Genomic DNA, 16636 nt, shown 5'->3' with positions numbered 1-16636 from the left:
GTGACGAAGAGCCGTCACTCCGCGTCCGGACCGAAGACCTCCGCCTTGTCCGAAACCCGGCGCACATGGATGCACTCGCCCGGGCACTCCACCGCCGACGCCTGCACGTCCTTCAGCAACGGCAGCGGCACGGGCGTCGTCGCCCCCTTGTCCTGGAGCAGCTCGTCCCCGGAGTCCTTCACATACGCCAGACCGTCGATGTCCAGCTCGAAGACCTCCGGCGCGTACTGCGCGCAGATCCCGTCGCCCGTGCACAGATCCTGGTCGATCCAGACCTCGAGCGCTTCGTTTCCGGTACTCATGCTGCCGCCTGCCGCTCCCTCGCTTGCGACGAAGTGGCGAAATAGCGCCACCCCGGACGGGTGTTGACAGTTCCGACGATACAACCGGGCCGTTCCGCCACGTTTGCGGGTGGGTATTCCACAGACGTGAGAAGGCGCGCAAGGGTGAAGATCGGACACACCCCGGCGTCTTTGTGATCTAGGGGTTTCAACCCCCACCCGTGCAGGTAGGGTCAGAAACGTCCAGCTCCCCCTGGAGGAGGTGAGGACCGTGGCAGCCCACGACGACGACACGAACCGCGGCATCCGGTCGGGTCGGGACATCGATGACCCGTCCGGCGAGGTCGCCCGTCTCGAGCAGGAGATCGCCGTCCTGCGCCGGAAGCTCGCCGACTCTCCGCGACACACTCGGATTCTCGAGGAGCGGATCGTCGAGCTGCAGACGAACCTGGCCGGCGTGTCCGCCCAGAACGAACGCCTCGCGGGGACGCTCCGCGAAGCCCGAGACCAGATCGTGGCCCTCAAGGAGGAGGTCGACCGGCTCGCTCAGCCGCCGGCCGGCTTCGGAGCCTTCCTTCAGGCCAACGAGGACGGCACGGCCGACATCTTCACCGGGGGCCGCAAGCTCCGGGTGAACGTCAGTCCCAGCGTGGAGCTCGAGGAGCTCCGCCGCGGCCAGGAGGTCATGCTCAACGAAGCGCTCAACGTGGTCGAGGCCATGGAGTTCGAGCGCGCCGGCGACATCGTGACCCTCAAGGAGGTGCTGGAGGACGGCGAGCGCGCGCTGGTCGTCGGCCACACCGACGAGGAACGCGTCGTGCGGCTCGCCGAGCCCCTGCTCCAGGCCACCCTGCGCGCCGGAGACGCTCTGCTCCTGGAGTCCCGCTCCGGCTACGTCTACGAGATCGTCCCCAAGAGCGAGGTCGAGGAACTCGTCCTCGAAGAGGTCCCGGACATCGACTACAACCGCATCGGCGGACTCGGCGGGCAGATCGAGTCCATCCGCGACGCGGTCGAGCTGCCCTACCTCTACCCGGACGTCTTCAAGGAGCACGAACTCCGCCCGCCCAAGGGCGTCCTGCTCTACGGCCCGCCCGGATGCGGCAAGACCCTCATCGCCAAGGCCGTCGCCAACTCCCTCGCCAAGAAGGTCGCCGAGGTCACCGGCAAGCCCCAGGGGAAGAGCTACTTCCTCAACATCAAGGGCCCCGAGCTCCTCAACAAGTACGTCGGCGAGACCGAACGGCACATCCGGCTGGTCTTCCAGCGGGCCCGGGAGAAGGCGAGCGAGGGCACGCCCGTCATCGTCTTCTTCGACGAGATGGACTCCCTCTTCCGCACCCGCGGCTCCGGAGTCAGCTCGGACGTGGAGAACACCATCGTCCCCCAGCTGCTCTCCGAGATCGATGGCGTCGAAGGGCTGGAGAACGTCATCGTCATCGGCGCCTCCAACCGCGAGGACATGATCGACCCGGCGATCCTGCGCCCCGGCCGGCTCGACGTGAAGATCAAGATCGAGCGGCCCGACGCGGAGGCGGCCCGCGACATCTTCTCCAAGTACCTCGTCTCCACCCTTCCGCTGCACTCCGACGACCTGGCCGAACACAACGGCGACCCGGTCACCACCGTCGACGGCATGATCCAGTCCGTCGTCGAGCAGATGTACGCTGAATCGGAGGAGAACCGCTTCCTGGAGGTCACCTACGCGAACGGCGACAAGGAAGTCCTCTACTTCAAGGACTTCAACTCCGGAGCGATGATCCAGAACATCGTCGACCGCGCGAAGAAGATGGCCATCAAGGCCTTCCTCGACCAGAACCAGAAGGGACTCCGCGTCTCTCACCTGCTCGCCGCCTGCGTCGACGAGTTCAAGGAGAACGAGGACCTTCCCAACACCACCAACCCCGACGACTGGGCTCGCATCTCCGGCAAGAAGGGCGAACGGATCGTGTTCATCCGTACCCTCGTCACCGGAAAGCAGGGTGCGGACACGGGACGCTCCATCGACACGGTGGCCAACACCGGACAGTACCTGTAAGGACGGACCGACCGGCTGCGGGCGCCCCGGCCGGGGCACCCGCAGCCGGTCGGTTGGCGACGGGACACTGCCGGGCAAGGAGGGTCGTATGACCGTACGGCGAGTAATGGGCATCGAGACGGAGTACGGCATCTCCGTGCCCGGCCACCCGAATGCCAACGCCATGCTGACCTCCTCCCAGGTGGTCAACGCCTACGCGGCGGCGATGCACCGGGCCCGGCGGGCACGATGGGACTTCGAGGAGGAGAACCCGCTCCGCGACGCCCGCGGATTCGACCTCGCCCGCGAGGCCGCCGACGCCAGCCAGCTCACCGACGAGGACATCGGCCTCGCCAACGTCATCCTCACCAACGGCGCCCGCCTCTACGTCGACCACGCCCACCCCGAGTACAGCGCCCCCGAGGTCACCAACCCGCGCGACGCCGTGCTCTGGGACAAGGCCGGCGAACGCGTCATGGCCGAAGCCGCCCGGCGCGCCGCCGAGGTCCCCGGCTCCCAGCCCATCCACCTGTACAAGAACAACACCGACAACAAGGGCGCCTCCTACGGCACCCACGAGAACTACCTGATGAAGAGGGAGACCCCGTTCTCGGAGATCGTGCGCCACCTGACGCCGTTCTTCGTCTCCCGCCAGGTCGTCTGCGGCGCCGGACGCGTCGGCCTCGGCCAGGACGGCGGCGACCACGGCTTCCAGCTCAGTCAGCGCGCCGACTACTTCGAGGTAGAGGTCGGCCTGGAGACCACCCTCAAGCGGCCCATCATCAACACGCGCGACGAGCCGCACGCCGACGCCGAGCGCTACCGCCGCCTGCACGTGATCATCGGCGACGCCAACCTCTCGGAGATCTCCACCTACCTCAAGCTGGGCACCACGGCCCTCGTCCTCTCCATGATCGAGGACGGCTTCATCGCCGTCGACCTCGCCGTCGACCAGCCCGTCCGCACCCTTCACCAGGTCTCCCACGACCCCACGCTCAAGCGTCTGGTGACCCTGCGCAGCGGCCGGACACTCACCGCCGTACAGCTCCAGATGGAGTACTTCGAACTTGCCCGCAAGTACGTCGAGGACCGCTACGGAGCCGATGCCGACGAGCAGACCAAGGACGTCCTGACCCGGTGGGAGGACGTGCTCGGCCGGCTGGAGTCCGACCCGATGAGCCTGTCCCGCGAGCTGGACTGGGTGGCCAAACGCGAGCTGATGGAAGGCTACCGCCGCCGCGACGGCCTGGACTGGGACGCCTCCCGCCTGCACCTGGTCGACCTCCAGTACGCCGACGTGCGCCCCGAGAAGGGGCTCTACAATCGCCTCGCCGCGCGCGGCCGCATGCAGCGCCTGCTGGACGAGGCCGAGGTCGACGGCGCCATGGCGCAGCCCCCGGAGGACACCCGTGCCTACTTCCGGGGCCGCTGCCTGGACAAGTACGCCGACGACGTCGCTGCCGCCTCGTGGGATTCGGTGATCTTCGACCTGCCGGGTCGTGACTCGCTGCAACGGGTGCCCACCCTGGAGCCGCTGCGCGGCACCCGGGAACACGTCAAGGACCTGCTGGACCGCTGCCGCACCGCGGAAGAGCTGGTCAAGGCGCTCTCCGGCAGCTGATAGATCGGGCTGGAAAGGGCTACCCGTGCTCCCCGCGGGGAATGATCCCCTCGACCCGAGGACGGGGGACAAAGGAAGCGCCGATGTCAGCCACTGCTTGTAGGCTCTGATCTTGTACCTCTCGCGTACACCGACCCGAGCGGGGTGAGGGAAATGGCGACCAAGGACACCGACGGCGGCCAGCAGAAGGCCACACGCCACACCGAGGAGACCGAGGAGGAGGCGCAAGACGCGCAGGTCTCCGAGGACCTCAAGGAGCGCCAGGAGGCGCTGTCCGAAGATGTGGACTCCGTCCTCGACGAAATCGACGACGTACTCGAAGAGAACGCCGAGGATTTCGTGAGGTCATTTGTTCAGAAGGGCGGAGAATAGTATTTTATGTCCGAAGTGGGGGATGGGGAGAGGTGCTCGCGATGCAGGCGGACTCTTCCGCGTGACTCCTTCGGGCGTAACCGTTCGATGAGGGATGGTCTCCAGGCGTACTGCCGAAAATGCTCGGCGGATTACTACCGGGAGAGGCAGGAGGCACAGGGGCGGACCGTGCGTGTCAAGGTCCCTGTGCCTCGGGGGTCGAAGCGGTGTCCGCAGTGCCGTGAGGTGAAGCCCCACGCGCAGTGGGAGCGCAACAAGAGCTCTTCCGACGGTTGGGCGAGCTACTGCAGAAGATGCAGGGCCGAGCGCAATCGGGAGAATTACTTCCGGCGAAAGTACAGCCTCACTCCAGCGCAACGCGACGCCCTCGTCGCCGAGCAGGCCGGCGTCTGCGCGATCTGTCTTTCTGCCGCCGCAGAACATGTGGATCACTGTCACGAGACGGGTAGGGTCCGAGGCGTACTGTGCTTCAGCTGCAACGCTGCCCTGGGGCAGTTCAAGGACCGGCCCGAGGTGATGCAGCGGGCCATCAGCTATCTGGAAGGAAACGCGTGGAAGCCGAAACTCGTGGCACCGGGCGTCTACCGGCTGCCTTCCTGACGCCGGGCTCGTCGTCGTTCATGGACTTCCTGTCGGCGCACGCGCCGGAGCAGCTGCCGGGCAGTCGTCCGCTGCCGCCGGTGGAGGGTGCCGTGCAGGCGCCGCACGGCACGACGATCGTCGCGGCGTCGTTCCCCGGCGGCGTGGTGCTGGCCGGCGACCGGCGGGCGACGATGGGCAACGTCATCGCGCAGCGGGACATCGAGAAGGTGTTCCCGGCCGACGAGTACTCGGCGGTCGGCATCGCGGGCACGGCGGGCCTGGCGGTCGAGATGGTCAAGCTGTTCCAGCTGGAGCTGGAGCACTTCGAGAAGGTCGAGGGCTCGCAGCTGTCCCTGGAGGGCAAGGCCAACCGGCTGTCCACCATGATCCGCGGCAACCTGGGAATGGCCATGCAGGGCCTCGCCGTGGTGCCGTTGTTCGCGGGGTACGACGTGGACCGCGAGAAGGGCCGCATCTTCAGCTACGACGTGACGGGCGGCCGTTCGGAGGAGACGGGCTTCACCGCCGTGGGCTCGGGCTCGGTGTTCGCGCGCGGTGCGCTGAAGAAGCTGTTCCGCGAGGACCTGACGGAGCAGCAGGCGGCCACTGCCGTCGTGCAGGCTCTCTACGACGCCGCGGACGACGATTCCGCGACCGGTGGGCCGGACCTGGCGCGGCGCATCTACCCCGTGGTCGCGGTGATCACGGAGGACGGCTACCGGCGGCTGAGTGAGGCCGAGGTGTCCGAGATCGCCCGGACGGTGCACGAGGGCCGTCTGCAGCAGCCCAACGGGCCGCAGGCCCCGGTTCTCTAGTCACTCGTCGAGAAGGAAGGGACGGATAGCCGGTGTCGACGCCGTTCTATGTCTCACCCCAGCAGGCCATGGCGGACCGCGCGGAGTACGCCCGCAAGGGCATCGCGCGCGGCCGGAGCGTGGTCGTGTTGCAGTACGCCGACGGCATCGTGTTCGTCGCCGAGAACCCCTCCCGGGCGCTGCACAAGGTCAGCGAGATCTACGACCGCATCGCGTTCGCCGCGGTCGGCAAGTACAACGAGTTCGAGAACCTGCGCATCGGCGGTGTGCGGTACGCCGATCTGCGCGGTTACACCTACGACCGGGACGATGTGACGGCCCGCGGCCTGGCGAACGTCTACGCGCAGACGCTGGGCACGATCTTCTCGTCGGCGGCGGAGAAGCCGTACGAGGTGGAGCTGATCGTGGCGGAGGTGGGTGCGGAGCGTGAGGACGACCAGATCTACCGGCTGCCGCACGACGGTTCGATCGTGGACGAACACGGTTCCGTCGCCGTGGGCGGCAACGCGGAGCAGATCGGCAGCTACCTGGAGCAGCGTCACCGGGACGACATGTCGTTGAGTGAGGCGCTGAAGCTGGCGGTGGAGTCGTTGTCGCGGGACAACAACGGCGGGGAGCGGTCGTTGACCTCCGAGCAGCTGGAGGTGGCGGTGCTGGACCGTACGCGCTCCCAGCAGCGGAAGTTCAAGCGGGTTCTGGGCCGCCGGCTGGCGACGCTGCTGGACGAGACCCCGTCGTCCGCGTCGGCCGGGGCGGATGACGCGGACGCGGCCGAGGAGGACGACGCCTCGGAGTGATCCACGCCTGTCGGCCTGTCGGCCCCGTCCCTCTGCGGGCGGGGCCGACAGGCGTTCTCAGGGGGTGCGGGGCGGCCCGGTGGAGCCGCGGGCGACGAGTTCGACGGGGAGGACGTCGGCGTCCGGCACGCGGCCGTCCAGCACGGTGAGCAGGGCTCGCATGCCGGAGGCGCCGATGTCCTCGGCGGGCAGCCGGACGGTGGTGAGTTCCGGCTCGACGGCGGTGGCGACGGCGAGGTCGTCGAAGCCGGTGACGGAGACGTCTCCGGGGACGCGGAGACCGAGCCGACGGGCGGCCTTGCACGCTCCGGCGGCGAGCAGGTCGTCGTCGCAGACCAGGGCGGTGGGGGGCGCGTCGCGCCGGAGGAGTCGTTCGGCGGCGTGGAGTCCGCCGGTGACGCTCAGTTCGGCGGGTTCGGTGGCCGTCAGCGCGGCGCCGGTGCCGGTGAGGGCGTCGGCCAGGGCGCCGGCGCGCACCCGGAAGGTCCAGGAGTCCACTGCGGCGGCGAGGTGGGCGATCCTGCGGTGGCCGAGGCGGAGCAGGTGGGTCGCGGTGGCGCGCATTCCGCCGGCGATGTCGAGGTTGACGGTGGCGGCGGGCCGGTCGCCGTCGGAGTCGCCGTCCGGGTCGCTGTCGAGCATCACCAGGGGGAGTCCGCCGCCGCGGAGGGCGGCGAGTGCCTCGGGGGCCATGGAGGAGGCGATGACGCCGTCCAGGGAGGCCTGGGCGGAGGCGAAGGGGTCGGGGGCGGGGCCGACGCCCTCGGGGGAGGGGTAGAGCACCATGCCGAAGTCGTGGTCGGCGGCGACGCGGGCGGCTCCGGTGTGTACGCGGGCGAAGAAGTCGCTGGTCAGGGCGGGGACCACGAGCAGGGCCGTGCGGGTGGAGCCGAGGCGCAGGCTGCGAGCGGCCAGGTTGGGCCGGTAGCCGAGTGCGCCTGCGGCGGCGCGGACGGATTCCGCGGTGCGTGCGGAGACGCGGCCGCGCCATTTCCCGCCCATCACCAGGGAGACCGTCGCCTGGGAGACGCCTGCCCGGTGGGCGACGTCGCGGCTGGTGGGTGCCGTACCGCGGGGTGCGGCGGCACCGCCGTTCCGCGTCCCCCTCGTCGTCACGCGTGCTCCTCCTCTGTGGGGGTGGTGTGGACCTCGGTCAGCCGCCATGGTACGTATGACGCAGCACGTTATACGTATTACCCACGTGTCTTCCACCCGACCGAGAGGAACCGCATCGTGGCGACCGGCTACGCCGAACTTCTCCGCGCCAAGCACGCCGTGCGTCTCCTCGCCGGCACGCTGGTGGGGAGACTTCCCAACGCCACCGCGGCCCTGGCCATCGTCCTGTTCGTGCGCGCCGAGGGCGGCAGCTACACCCTCGCCGGCGTGCTGTCCGCGGTGTACGGCCTGGCCACCGCCGTCGGCCAGCCCTCGCTCGGCCGCGCCGTCGACCTGTACGGCCAGCCCCGTGTGATGTTCCCGGCCGCCGTGCTCTCCGCGCTCGGCATGGGCGTCTTCGCGCTGGCCGGCATCGCGGACCCGGTGGTCTCCTACGGCGCGGTCCTCGTCGCGGGCCTCTTCACGCCGCCGCTGGAGGGCGGCCTGCGTGCGCTGTGGCCCAGCGTGCTCAAGCGGCAGGACCGGGTGCACGCCGCCTACGCGCTGGACGCCGTCGCCCAGGAGGTGATCTTCGCCGTCGGCCCGTTGCTCGTCACCCTCCTCGTCGCCTGGTGGAACGAGGCGGCCGCCCTGCTGGTGATCAACGCGCTGGGTGTGCTCGGCGCCCTGTCGGTGGTCGTCTCGCCGCCCTCCCGCAACTGGCGCTCCGAGCCCCGCGAGGCGCACTGGCTGGGGGCGCTGCGCTCGGGCGGACTGCTCGCCCTGCTGGGGGCGTTCTTCTTCGTCGGCCTGGCGCTGGGCTCGATCGCGGTGGCCGCCGTGGCGTACGCCGACGGGTACGGCGACAGCCTGATCTCCAGCTATCTGCTGTCCGCACTCGGCGCGGGCGCCCTGGTCGGCGGCGTGCTGTACGGCGCCCGCGTCTGGCCGGGCCGCCCGGAGAACCGGCTGCAGGTGCTGGTGGCCGCGCTGGCCGCCGGGTACCTGCCGTTGCTGCTGGTGCCGGGGCCGGTGGCGATGACCGCACTCGCGGGCCTCTCCGGCCTGTTCCTCGCCCCGGCCCTGGCCTGCTCCTTCGTGGTGGTCGACCGGCACGCGCCCGCCGGCACCGTCACCGAGGCGTTCTCCTGGCTCGTCACCACCTTCGGAGTCGGTGCCGCGGCCGGTACGGCCGTGGTCGGGCCGGTACTGGAGGAGGCCGGGACGGCGGCGGGCTTCGGCGTGGCCGGTGCGGGCGGAGTCGCCGCCTTCCTGGTGCTGCTGGCCACCCGTGGTGTGCTCTCGCCCCGGACCGCCGCTCCCGGCCGTCTCCCGGATCCCGTGCCGGGCGGCGACGCCCCGGTGACGGCGGAGTCCCCGGCGGGCGAAAATGATCGGCACGCGGCACCCGAACCCGGTTTCAGAACAGGCCATAAGGCGTAATGTTCAGTCATGGACCGCCGAATCTTCGGGCTGGAGAACGAGTACGGCGTCACGTGTACGTTCCGGGGACAGCGGCGTCTGTCCCCTGACGAAGTGGCGCGGTACCTCTTCCGCCGTGTCGTGTCATGGGGCCGGAGCAGCAACGTCTTTCTGCGCAACGGCGCCCGCCTCTACCTGGACGTGGGCTCGCACCCGGAGTACGCCACGCCGGAGTGCGACAGCGTCACCGAACTGGTCACCCACGACAAATCCGGCGAGCGCATCCTCGAAGGTCTGCTCGTCGACGCCGAGCGCCGCCTGCACGAGGAGGGCATCGCCGGCGACGTCTACCTGTTCAAGAACAACACCGACTCGGCAGGGAACTCCTACGGCTGCCACGAGAACTACCTGGTGGCCCGGCACGGCGAGTTCTCGCGTCTCGCCGACGTCCTCATCCCCTTCCTGGTCACCCGTCAGCTGGTGTGCGGTGCGGGGAAGGTCCTGCAGACCCCGCGCGGCGCGGTCTACTGCGTGAGCCAGCGCGCCGAGCACATCTGGGAGGGCGTCAGCTCCGCGACGACCCGGTCCCGGCCCATCATCAACACGCGCGACGAGCCGCATGCCGACGCCGAGCGCTACCGCCGTCTGCACGTCATCGTCGGCGACTCGAACATGTCGGAGACCACGACGCTGCTGAAGGTCGGAGCCACCGACCTGGTGCTGCGCATGATCGAGGCCGGCACCGTGATGCGCGACCTCACGCTGGAGAACCCGATCCGGGCGATCCGCGAGGTCAGCCACGACATCACCGGGCAGCGCAAGGTCCGGCTGGCCAGCGGCCGAGAGGCGTCCGCGCTGGAGGTGCAGCAGGAGTACTACGAGAAGGCGGAGGACTTCTGCGAGCGGCGCGGTATCCGCACCGGCATGGTCGAGCAGGTCCTGGACCTGTGGGGGCGCACACTGGAGGCCGTGCGTTCCCAGGACCTGGACAAGGTCGGCACGGAGATCGACTGGGTGATGAAGTACAAGCTCCTGGAGCGGTACCGCGCGAAGAACAACCTCACCATGTCGCACCCGCGGGTCGCGCAGATAGACCTCGCATACCACGACATCCACCGCCGTCGCGGCCTGTACTACCTCCTGGAGCGCAAGGGTCAGGCCGCCCGGATCTGCGACGACCTGAAGATCTTCGAGGGCAAGTCGGTGCCGCCGCAGACGACCCGGGCGCGGCTGCGGGGCGACTTCATCCGGCGCGCCCAGGAGCAGCGCCGGGATTTCACCGTCGACTGGGTGCACCTGAAGCTCAACGACCAGGCGCAGCGCACCGTGCTGTGCAAGGACCCCTTCCGTTCGGTCGACGAGCGGGTGGAGAAGCTGATCGCCGGAATGTGACGGGCCTGTGATCGTGGGTGACGCCCCGGGTGAGGGGCGTCACCCACGGCGGGCGTGATTCACCGTGTCGTGCGCCCCCGGGTGGTGCCGGCGGAGTCGTAGGCTGGGGTCTCGATGCCCGGCTCGTGCCGGGACCCCCTACCTCCAAGAGTGACCACATGACGCGCTCCACGACTGCCCGCCGCTTCGTCGCGGCCCTGGCCGTGCCCCTGCTCATCGCCTCGGCCGCCGCCTGCGGAGGTGACGACTCCGGGACGCCGGGCGCCGTGCCCGCAGTGTCCTGGGAGGACGGCAAGAAGAAGCCCGAGATCGACGCCGGGGTCGGCGACCCGCCCGGGAAGCTCAAGGTCAAGGTCCTCGAGGAGGGCGACGGCCGCACGGTCCAGAAGGCGGACTTCATCACCGCCCACTACGCGGGTCAGACGTGGAAGGGCAAGCCCTTCGACGACAGCTACCAGCGCAAGCTGCCGTCCGGTTTCCCGATCGGTACCGGCGGTGTCATCGAGGGCTGGGACAAGGGCCTCGTCGGGAAGACCGTCGGCAGCCGCGTCGAGCTGGTGATCCCGCCGGAGCTGGCCTACGGCGACAACCCGCCGCAGGGAAGCGCCATCGGCAAGGGCGACACGCTGGTCTTCACCATCGACATCAAGGAATCGGTGCCGATGGCGCCGAAGGGCGAGAAGGTCCCCCAGGACGACTCCGCGCTGCCCACGGTCGGCACCAACACCGACGCGAAGGCGCCGAAGGTCACCATCCCCGAGGACGCTCAGGCGCCCGGCGAGCTCGTCAGCCGGCCGATCATCGAGGGCACCGGCGAGAAGGTCACGGCGAAGGACACCGTCCTGGTCAACTACCGCGCCGTGGAGTGGAACAAGCCCGAGTCGGAGATCAGCACCTGGGAGGGCAACCCGGCGGCGCAGATGCCGCGCGGCCCGCAGGAGATCCCCGTCGGCCAGATGCCGGGCTGGGAGAAGGGCCTGGTCGGCCAGACCGTCGGCAGCCGGGTGCTGATCGTGGTGCCGAAGAGCGAGTTCCCCAAGGAGCAGCAGAAGCAGGCGAACGACGTGGTGATGGTCGTGGACATCATGAAGGTCCAGTGATCACGCGTCTGCCACACTGGGACGGTTGTCAAGGACGGATTCGTTTCACAGGAGCAGTTTCGTGAGCATCGACAAGCCCGAGGTCGACTTCCCCGAGGGCGAGCCCCCCGCCGACCTGGAGATCCGGGACATCTGGGAGGGCGACGGCCCCGAGGCCAAGGCCGGGGACAACGTCTCCGTGCACTACGTCGGCGTCTCCTTCTCCACCGGTGAGGAGTTCGACGCCAGCTGGAACCGCGGCAAGCCGCTGCAGTTCCAGCTCGGCGCCGGCCAGGTCATCGCCGGCTGGGACCGCGGCGTGCAGGGCATGAAGGTCGGCGGCCGGCGGCGGCTGACCATTCCCGCGCACCTCGCCTACGGCGACGCGGGCGCCGGCGGTGGCCGTATCAAGCCGGGCGAGACGCTGATCTTCGTCTGCGACCTGGTCGCCGTCTGAGGACACCTCGCGTACGACCCTGTGGGCCCCCGCCGCGGCGGGGGCCCACGCGGCTTCCCGCAGCCCTTCGGCTTTGGTCCCACGCCCCGAAGAGCGGTACGTTCGTAGCCTCAAGTTGCATGAGAGAGGCAAGGGTTCCATGGCGATTGCCAAGGCCGAGCGGCTGATGAACCTGGCGCTGTGCCTGCTGGGAGCCCGGCGTCCGTTGTCCAAGCGCGAACTGCGGGCGTCCATCGAGGCCTACCTCGAAGCGGCCGGCGACGACGCCTTCAACCGCATGTTCGAGCGCGACAAGGACGACCTGCGCGAGCTCGGCCTCGTCATCGACACCGTCGACAACGTCGACGGCGAGACCGGCTACCTCGCCCGCCGCGACAGCAACCGCCTGCCGCCCGTCACCCTGGACGCCGCCGAGGCCACCGCCCTCGGTCTCGCCGCCCGCGTCTGGCAGCAGGCCCGGCTCGCCGGAGCGGCCAGCGGAGCCCTGCACAAGCTGCGCGCCGCCGGCGGCATGCCGCAGGCCGGGGAGGACGGCGGCTACGGCGACCCGCACCCGCACAGCACCCTCGAACCGCGCATCCCGGCCCGCGAGACCGCCTTCGAACCGCTGATGCTGGCCTGCCGCGACCGCCGCCTCGTCGTCTTCGACTACCGGCGCTCCAACGCCGCCCGGCCCGAGCGGCGCAGCGTCGAACCGTGGACCCTGGAGTGCTGGCGCGGCCACTGGTACCTGGCCGGGCACGACCGGGACCGCGGCGCCGAACGCGTCTTCCGCCTCTCCCGCATCACCGGCCCCGTCCGCTCCCGCGCCGCCGCGTTCTCCGCACCCGTCCCCGACCAGGTGACGGTGCGGGAGGCCGTGGAGCGCTGGGCGGGGGAGTCCGCCACCGGCCGTGCCCGCATCCGGCTGCGCCGCGAGTGCGGCTACCCGCTGCGCGCCCGTGCGGTCGGCGAGATCCGGGAGACGGGCGGCGGCTGGGACGAGTTGGAGATCCCGTACGGGCACGGACTCGACGCCTGGCTCGTCGAGTTCGGCCCGGACGTCGTCGTACTGGAGCCCGCCGAGCTGCGGGCGGACGTGGTCGACCGGCTGCGTGCCGTCGCCAAGGGCTGAGGGGAGTCGAGGAGAGACGTGGCGACCAACGCCATCGACCAGACCCGGCGGATGCTGTCGCTGGTCACCTATCTGCGGGACCGGCCCGGCGCCCGCGTCGAGGACGTCGCCCGCGCCTTCGGCATCAGCGTCGACGAGCTGATCGGCGACCTGGACGTGCTGCCCATGTGCGGCACCAGCTTCCGGGGCGGCGACCTGCTGGAGATCGACACCGACGGCGAGCGGATCTGGTGGCGCAACGCCGACGACGTCGCCGAGCCGCTGCGGATCGCCGCCGACGAGGCCACCGCGCTGCTGGTCGCGGCCCGCGCGGTCGCCACCCTCCCCGGGCTGCGGGAGAGCGACCGGGAGGCGCTGCTGCGCGCGACCGCGAAGCTGGAGGCGGCGGCGGGGGAGAGCGCCGGCGCCAGCGCCCGCCTGTCGGTCACCTTCGAGTCCGAGGGCGGTGTCTTCGCCGACGTCGACCGGGCCATCGCCGAGCGCCGCCGGGTGTGGCTGCGGTACTACTCGCCCGCCCGGGACGAGCTCACCGAGCGGGAGATCGACCCCATCCGCCTCTTCGCCGTGGGGCACACCTACGTGGAGGCCTGGTGCCGCCGCAGCGAGGCCCGGCGCACCTTCCGGCTCGACCGGGTCGCGGAGATCCGGCTGCTGGACGAGCCCGCCGACCCGCCGCCGATCACCCCCCGCGACCTGTCCGAGGGCCTGGTGCAGCCCGCCCCTGACGACCCGGAGGTCGTCGTCGAGGTCTCGCCCGGCGGCCGCTGGGTCGCCGAGTACTACCCGCACGACAGCGCCGAGGAGCTGCCCGACGGCGGCCTGCGGATCACCCTGCGCACCCCCGACCCCGCCTCGCTGCGGAGGCTGGCCCTGCGGCTCGGGCCGGACGGCCGCATCACCGCGCCGCGTGAGCTGGCCGAGAGCGCCCGGGAGGCCGCCCGCGCCGCGCTCGCGGCCTACGGCGAGTGAGGCGGCGCCGGCCGGACGGACTAGGCTCGCCCGCATGCTGTGGCCGATGCTCTTCCTCGCGCTCGCCTTCGCCGGGACCGCGGTCCTGGCCGTCCTCGCCGTCCGCGTCGGGCTGGAGGTGCGGCGGTTCGCCCAGGCCGTCGGAGACGGATCCGAGCGCATCGCCCGGGCCGCCGACGACCTGGAGCATGCGGCGGCCTCCTGCGGCCGGGGTCTTCGGCGGTAGGCTTGGTAGCTGCTGCCGTTCCGGTCGCGGCCCGGAAGGTGGGGGATGCACGGGCATTGCCCCGTGTTCACTCCTCAGGGTTACGATCGTGCGCAGCAGACCAGCCAGTCCGACACATACGGCAGGCAACAGGACACACGCTGTCCCCGCGAGAAGGTAGTGAGACATGCCCAACCTGAGGCCCATGGAGATCGTGCTGATCGTACTGGTCATCCTGCTGCTGTTCGGGGCCAAGAAGCTTCCGGACATGGCCCGGTCCCTCGGCAAGTCGGCCCGCATCCTCAAGAGCGAGGCCAAGGCCATGAAGAAGGACGGCGGCGACGGCGGCGGTGACGGCGACAAGGACGGCAACGCCGAGGCGCAGCAGCCCGCGCCCAAGACGATCCAGGCGGCACCCGGCGACGTCAGCAGCTCGCGTCCGGTGAGCGAGCAGGCCAAGCAGTCCCAGCAGAACTGACCCCCTGGCAGCCCGCACGGTCGTCCGTGCGGCACAACTGACTGACGAGGACACGGGTTGCTCAAGTCCGCCCGCAAACAGGGTAATCAGCCGAAGGATCCCGAGGGCCGGATGCCCCTCGTGGAGCACCTGCGAGAGTTGCGGAACCGCCTGATGAAGGCGGTCCTGGCGATCCTGGCCGTGACCGTCCTCGGCATGGTCTTCTACGAGCAGGTCGCGGACTTCCTCACCGAGCCGATGCTGGACCGCATCGGCTGTGAGGAGGGTTTCGGTGCGTCGGCGACCCGTGAGGCCTGCGCGAACCTCACGATCAACGGCCTGGTCGGACCCTTCACGGTCATGCTGAAGATCGCCCTGACCGTCGGCGTCGTCCTCGCCTCGCCGGTCTGGCTCTACCAGTTCTGGGGCTTCCTGGCGCCCGGTCTCCACCGTCACGAGAAGAAGTACGCCGGAGCCTTCGTCTGCACCGGCGTCCCCCTCTTCCTTGCGGGCGCCTACATCGCCTACCTGATCCTGCCCACCGCGGCGGAAGCGCTCATCGGATTCACGCCGCAAGGCACGAACAACCTCATCGACCTGGGGGACTTCGTCGACATCATCGCGCGGCTGGTGCTCGTCTTCGGCCTCGCCTTCGAACTGCCCCTCGTCCTGGTCATGATGAACATGGGCGGGCTCGTCACCGGACGGCAGATGCTCGGCTGGTGGCGGATCATGGTCGTCTGCATCACGGTCTTCTCCGCCGTCGCCACCCCGACCGGCGACCCGCTCACCATGGGAGCACTCGCCGCGCCGATCGTGCTGCTCTACTTCGGCGCCGTCGGTGTCGCGCTGCTCAACGACCGGCGGCGGGAGCGGAACGACCCGTACCGGGGCCTGGACGACGACGAGGCGTCGGAGCTGGAGCACGCGCCGGAGCCGGTCGCCGCCGCAGCGCCGCTGGGCGACGACACCCCGGAAGCGGGCGACGACCGCCGTCCCGACGGTTACGGCGACGCCACCTGACGCGCTAGGGTCCGGCGGGTGACCAGCGAGATCACCCTCCTCGTGAACCCGACCGCCGGGCGCGGCCGCGGAGCGCAGGCCGCGCAGCCCGCCGCCGACGCGCTGCGCGGCGCCGGCTTCTCCGTCCGCACCGTCGTCGGCGTCGACGCCCCCGACGCGCTGCGCCGCGCCCGGGAGGCCGTCGCCGAGGGGACGGGCGCCCTCATCGCCGTCGGCGGCGACGGCATGGCCAACCTCGCGCTCCAGGCCGTCGCGGGCACCGACACGCCGCTGGGGGTGGTCGCCGTGGGCACCGGCAACGACTTCGCCCGCGCCACCGGCCTGCCCGTGCGGGACCCGGACGCGGCCGGTCGCCTCTTCGCCGACGCCCTCAAGGCGGGCCGGACCCGGCCTGTCGACCTGGGCCGGGTGACCTGCGCCGACGGTACGGAACGCCTGTTCGGATGCGTGCTCGCCTCCGGGTTCGACTCCCGCGTCAACGACCGGGCGAACCGGATGCGGTGGCCCACCGGACCCCGCCGCTACGACCTGGCCATGCTCGCGGAACTCGCCGCACTCCGGCCCGTCCGCTACCGGCTCACCCTCGACGACGGCACGCCGCAGGAGGTCGCCGCCACCCTGGTCGCCGTGGGCAACGGGCCCAGCTACGGCGGCGGCATGCGGATCTGCGCCGACGCCGCGCTCGACGACGGCCTCCTCGACGTCACCGTGGTGGGGGAGTGCAGCCGCACCACGCTGCTCCGGGTCTTCCCCCGCGTCTACAAGGGCACCCACCTGAGCCACCCGTCGGTCACCGTCCACCGGGTCCGCACCCTCACCCTGGAGGCCGAGGGCGTCACCGGATACGCCGACGGGGAGCCCGCGGGCCCGCTGCCGCTCACGGTCCAGAGCGTGCCGGGCGCCGCGCGCCTCCTGCTGCCGCAATAAGATCGATCGCT

At 70.5% G+C, this 16636-nt stretch carries 18 protein-coding genes; 16 read left to right on the top strand and 2 right to left on the bottom strand.

The features are described 5' to 3' along the window. Positions 1-14 precede the first annotated feature (14 nt). Entirely contained in the window at positions 15-302 is a 288-nt protein-coding gene (locus K304_RS0104295; RefSeq protein ID WP_027762741.1) for a ferredoxin, read from the bottom strand. Positions 303-552: 250 nt separating this feature from the next. Between K304_RS0104295 and arc the strand changes: the two genes are divergently transcribed. From arc to prcA, 6 genes are all read left to right on the top strand, one after another. Continuing rightward, positions 553-2319 (top strand): proteasome ATPase, encoded by a 1767-nt coding sequence (gene arc, locus K304_RS0104290; RefSeq protein ID WP_027762740.1) that lies wholly within the window; start codon positions 553-555, stop codon positions 2317-2319. A gap of 88 nt (positions 2320-2407) precedes the next feature. Then, positions 2408-3919: a depupylase/deamidase Dop gene (gene dop, locus K304_RS0104285; RefSeq protein WP_078528495.1), complete on the top strand. Its 1512-nt coding sequence runs from the start codon at positions 2408-2410 to the stop codon at positions 3917-3919. Between the two features lie 153 nt (positions 3920-4072). Continuing rightward, positions 4073-4291 (top strand): ubiquitin-like protein Pup, encoded by a 219-nt coding sequence (locus K304_RS0104280; RefSeq protein WP_027762738.1) that lies wholly within the window; start codon positions 4073-4075, stop codon positions 4289-4291. Positions 4292-4297: 6 nt separating this feature from the next. Then, a complete protein-coding gene (locus K304_RS31945; protein WP_027762737.1) occupies positions 4298-4891 on the top strand; it encodes an endonuclease VII domain-containing protein in 594 nt (197 codons plus the stop codon). Then, the gene (gene prcB, locus K304_RS0104270) at positions 4843-5688 is read left to right on the top strand and encodes a proteasome subunit beta (RefSeq protein WP_027762736.1); all 846 of its coding nucleotides are present in this window, start codon (positions 4843-4845) and stop codon (positions 5686-5688) included. The genes K304_RS31945 and prcB overlap by 49 nt, the downstream gene beginning before the upstream one ends. A gap of 32 nt (positions 5689-5720) precedes the next feature. Further along, positions 5721-6485 (top strand): proteasome subunit alpha, encoded by a 765-nt coding sequence (gene prcA, locus K304_RS0104265; protein ID WP_027762735.1) that lies wholly within the window; start codon positions 5721-5723, stop codon positions 6483-6485. A gap of 57 nt (positions 6486-6542) precedes the next feature. On the opposite strand, the gene K304_RS0104260 is transcribed toward prcA, so the two are convergent. After that, on the bottom strand, positions 6543-7601 hold the full coding sequence (locus K304_RS0104260) for a LacI family DNA-binding transcriptional regulator (RefSeq protein ID WP_027762734.1): 1059 nt from the start codon (positions 7599-7601) through the stop codon (positions 6543-6545). A 117-nt stretch (positions 7602-7718) separates the two neighbouring features. Here K304_RS0104260 and K304_RS0104255 point away from each other — a divergent pair, with 117 nt between their 5' ends. The 10 genes from K304_RS0104255 to K304_RS0104210 all read left to right on the top strand — a co-directional run bounded on the left by K304_RS0104255 (position 7719) and on the right by K304_RS0104210 (position 16625). After that, positions 7719-9023 (top strand): MFS transporter, encoded by a 1305-nt coding sequence (locus K304_RS0104255; protein WP_027762733.1) that lies wholly within the window; start codon positions 7719-7721, stop codon positions 9021-9023. Positions 9024-9032: 9 nt separating this feature from the next. Further along, complete coding sequence (gene pafA / locus K304_RS0104250) at positions 9033-10394, top strand: Pup--protein ligase (RefSeq protein ID WP_027762732.1); 1362 nt, start codon at positions 9033-9035, stop codon at positions 10392-10394. Between the two features lie 158 nt (positions 10395-10552). After that, positions 10553-11494 (top strand): FKBP-type peptidyl-prolyl cis-trans isomerase, encoded by a 942-nt coding sequence (locus tag K304_RS0104245; protein ID WP_037789209.1) that lies wholly within the window; start codon positions 10553-10555, stop codon positions 11492-11494. 61 nt (positions 11495-11555) lie between these two features. Further along, entirely contained in the window at positions 11556-11930 is a 375-nt protein-coding gene (locus K304_RS0104240; protein WP_027762730.1) for an FKBP-type peptidyl-prolyl cis-trans isomerase, read from the top strand. A 139-nt stretch (positions 11931-12069) separates the two neighbouring features. Next, positions 12070-13044: a WYL domain-containing protein gene (locus K304_RS0104235; protein ID WP_027762729.1), complete on the top strand. Its 975-nt coding sequence runs from the start codon at positions 12070-12072 to the stop codon at positions 13042-13044. Between the two features lie 18 nt (positions 13045-13062). Beyond that, positions 13063-14013, top strand: coding sequence for a WYL domain-containing protein (locus K304_RS0104230; protein WP_027762728.1), 951 nt, complete (start codon positions 13063-13065; stop codon positions 14011-14013). 34 nt (positions 14014-14047) lie between these two features. Further along, entirely contained in the window at positions 14048-14239 is a 192-nt protein-coding gene (locus tag K304_RS0104225; protein ID WP_027762727.1) for a hypothetical protein, read from the top strand. A gap of 166 nt (positions 14240-14405) precedes the next feature. Then, entirely contained in the window at positions 14406-14696 is a 291-nt protein-coding gene (gene tatA, locus K304_RS0104220) for a Sec-independent protein translocase subunit TatA (protein WP_027762726.1), read from the top strand. A gap of 111 nt (positions 14697-14807) precedes the next feature. Further along, a complete protein-coding gene (gene tatC / locus K304_RS0104215; protein WP_486591568.1) occupies positions 14808-15698 on the top strand; it encodes a twin-arginine translocase subunit TatC in 891 nt (296 codons plus the stop codon). An 18-nt stretch (positions 15699-15716) separates the two neighbouring features. Then, entirely contained in the window at positions 15717-16625 is a 909-nt protein-coding gene (locus tag K304_RS0104210) for a diacylglycerol kinase (protein WP_027762724.1), read from the top strand. Positions 16626-16636 lie beyond the last annotated feature (11 nt).

It is taken from the genome of Streptomyces sp. CNS606, from assembly GCF_000426325.1.
The sequence above is the reverse complement of the archived record's forward strand: the minus strand, read 5'-3'. Positions and strand labels throughout refer to the sequence as shown.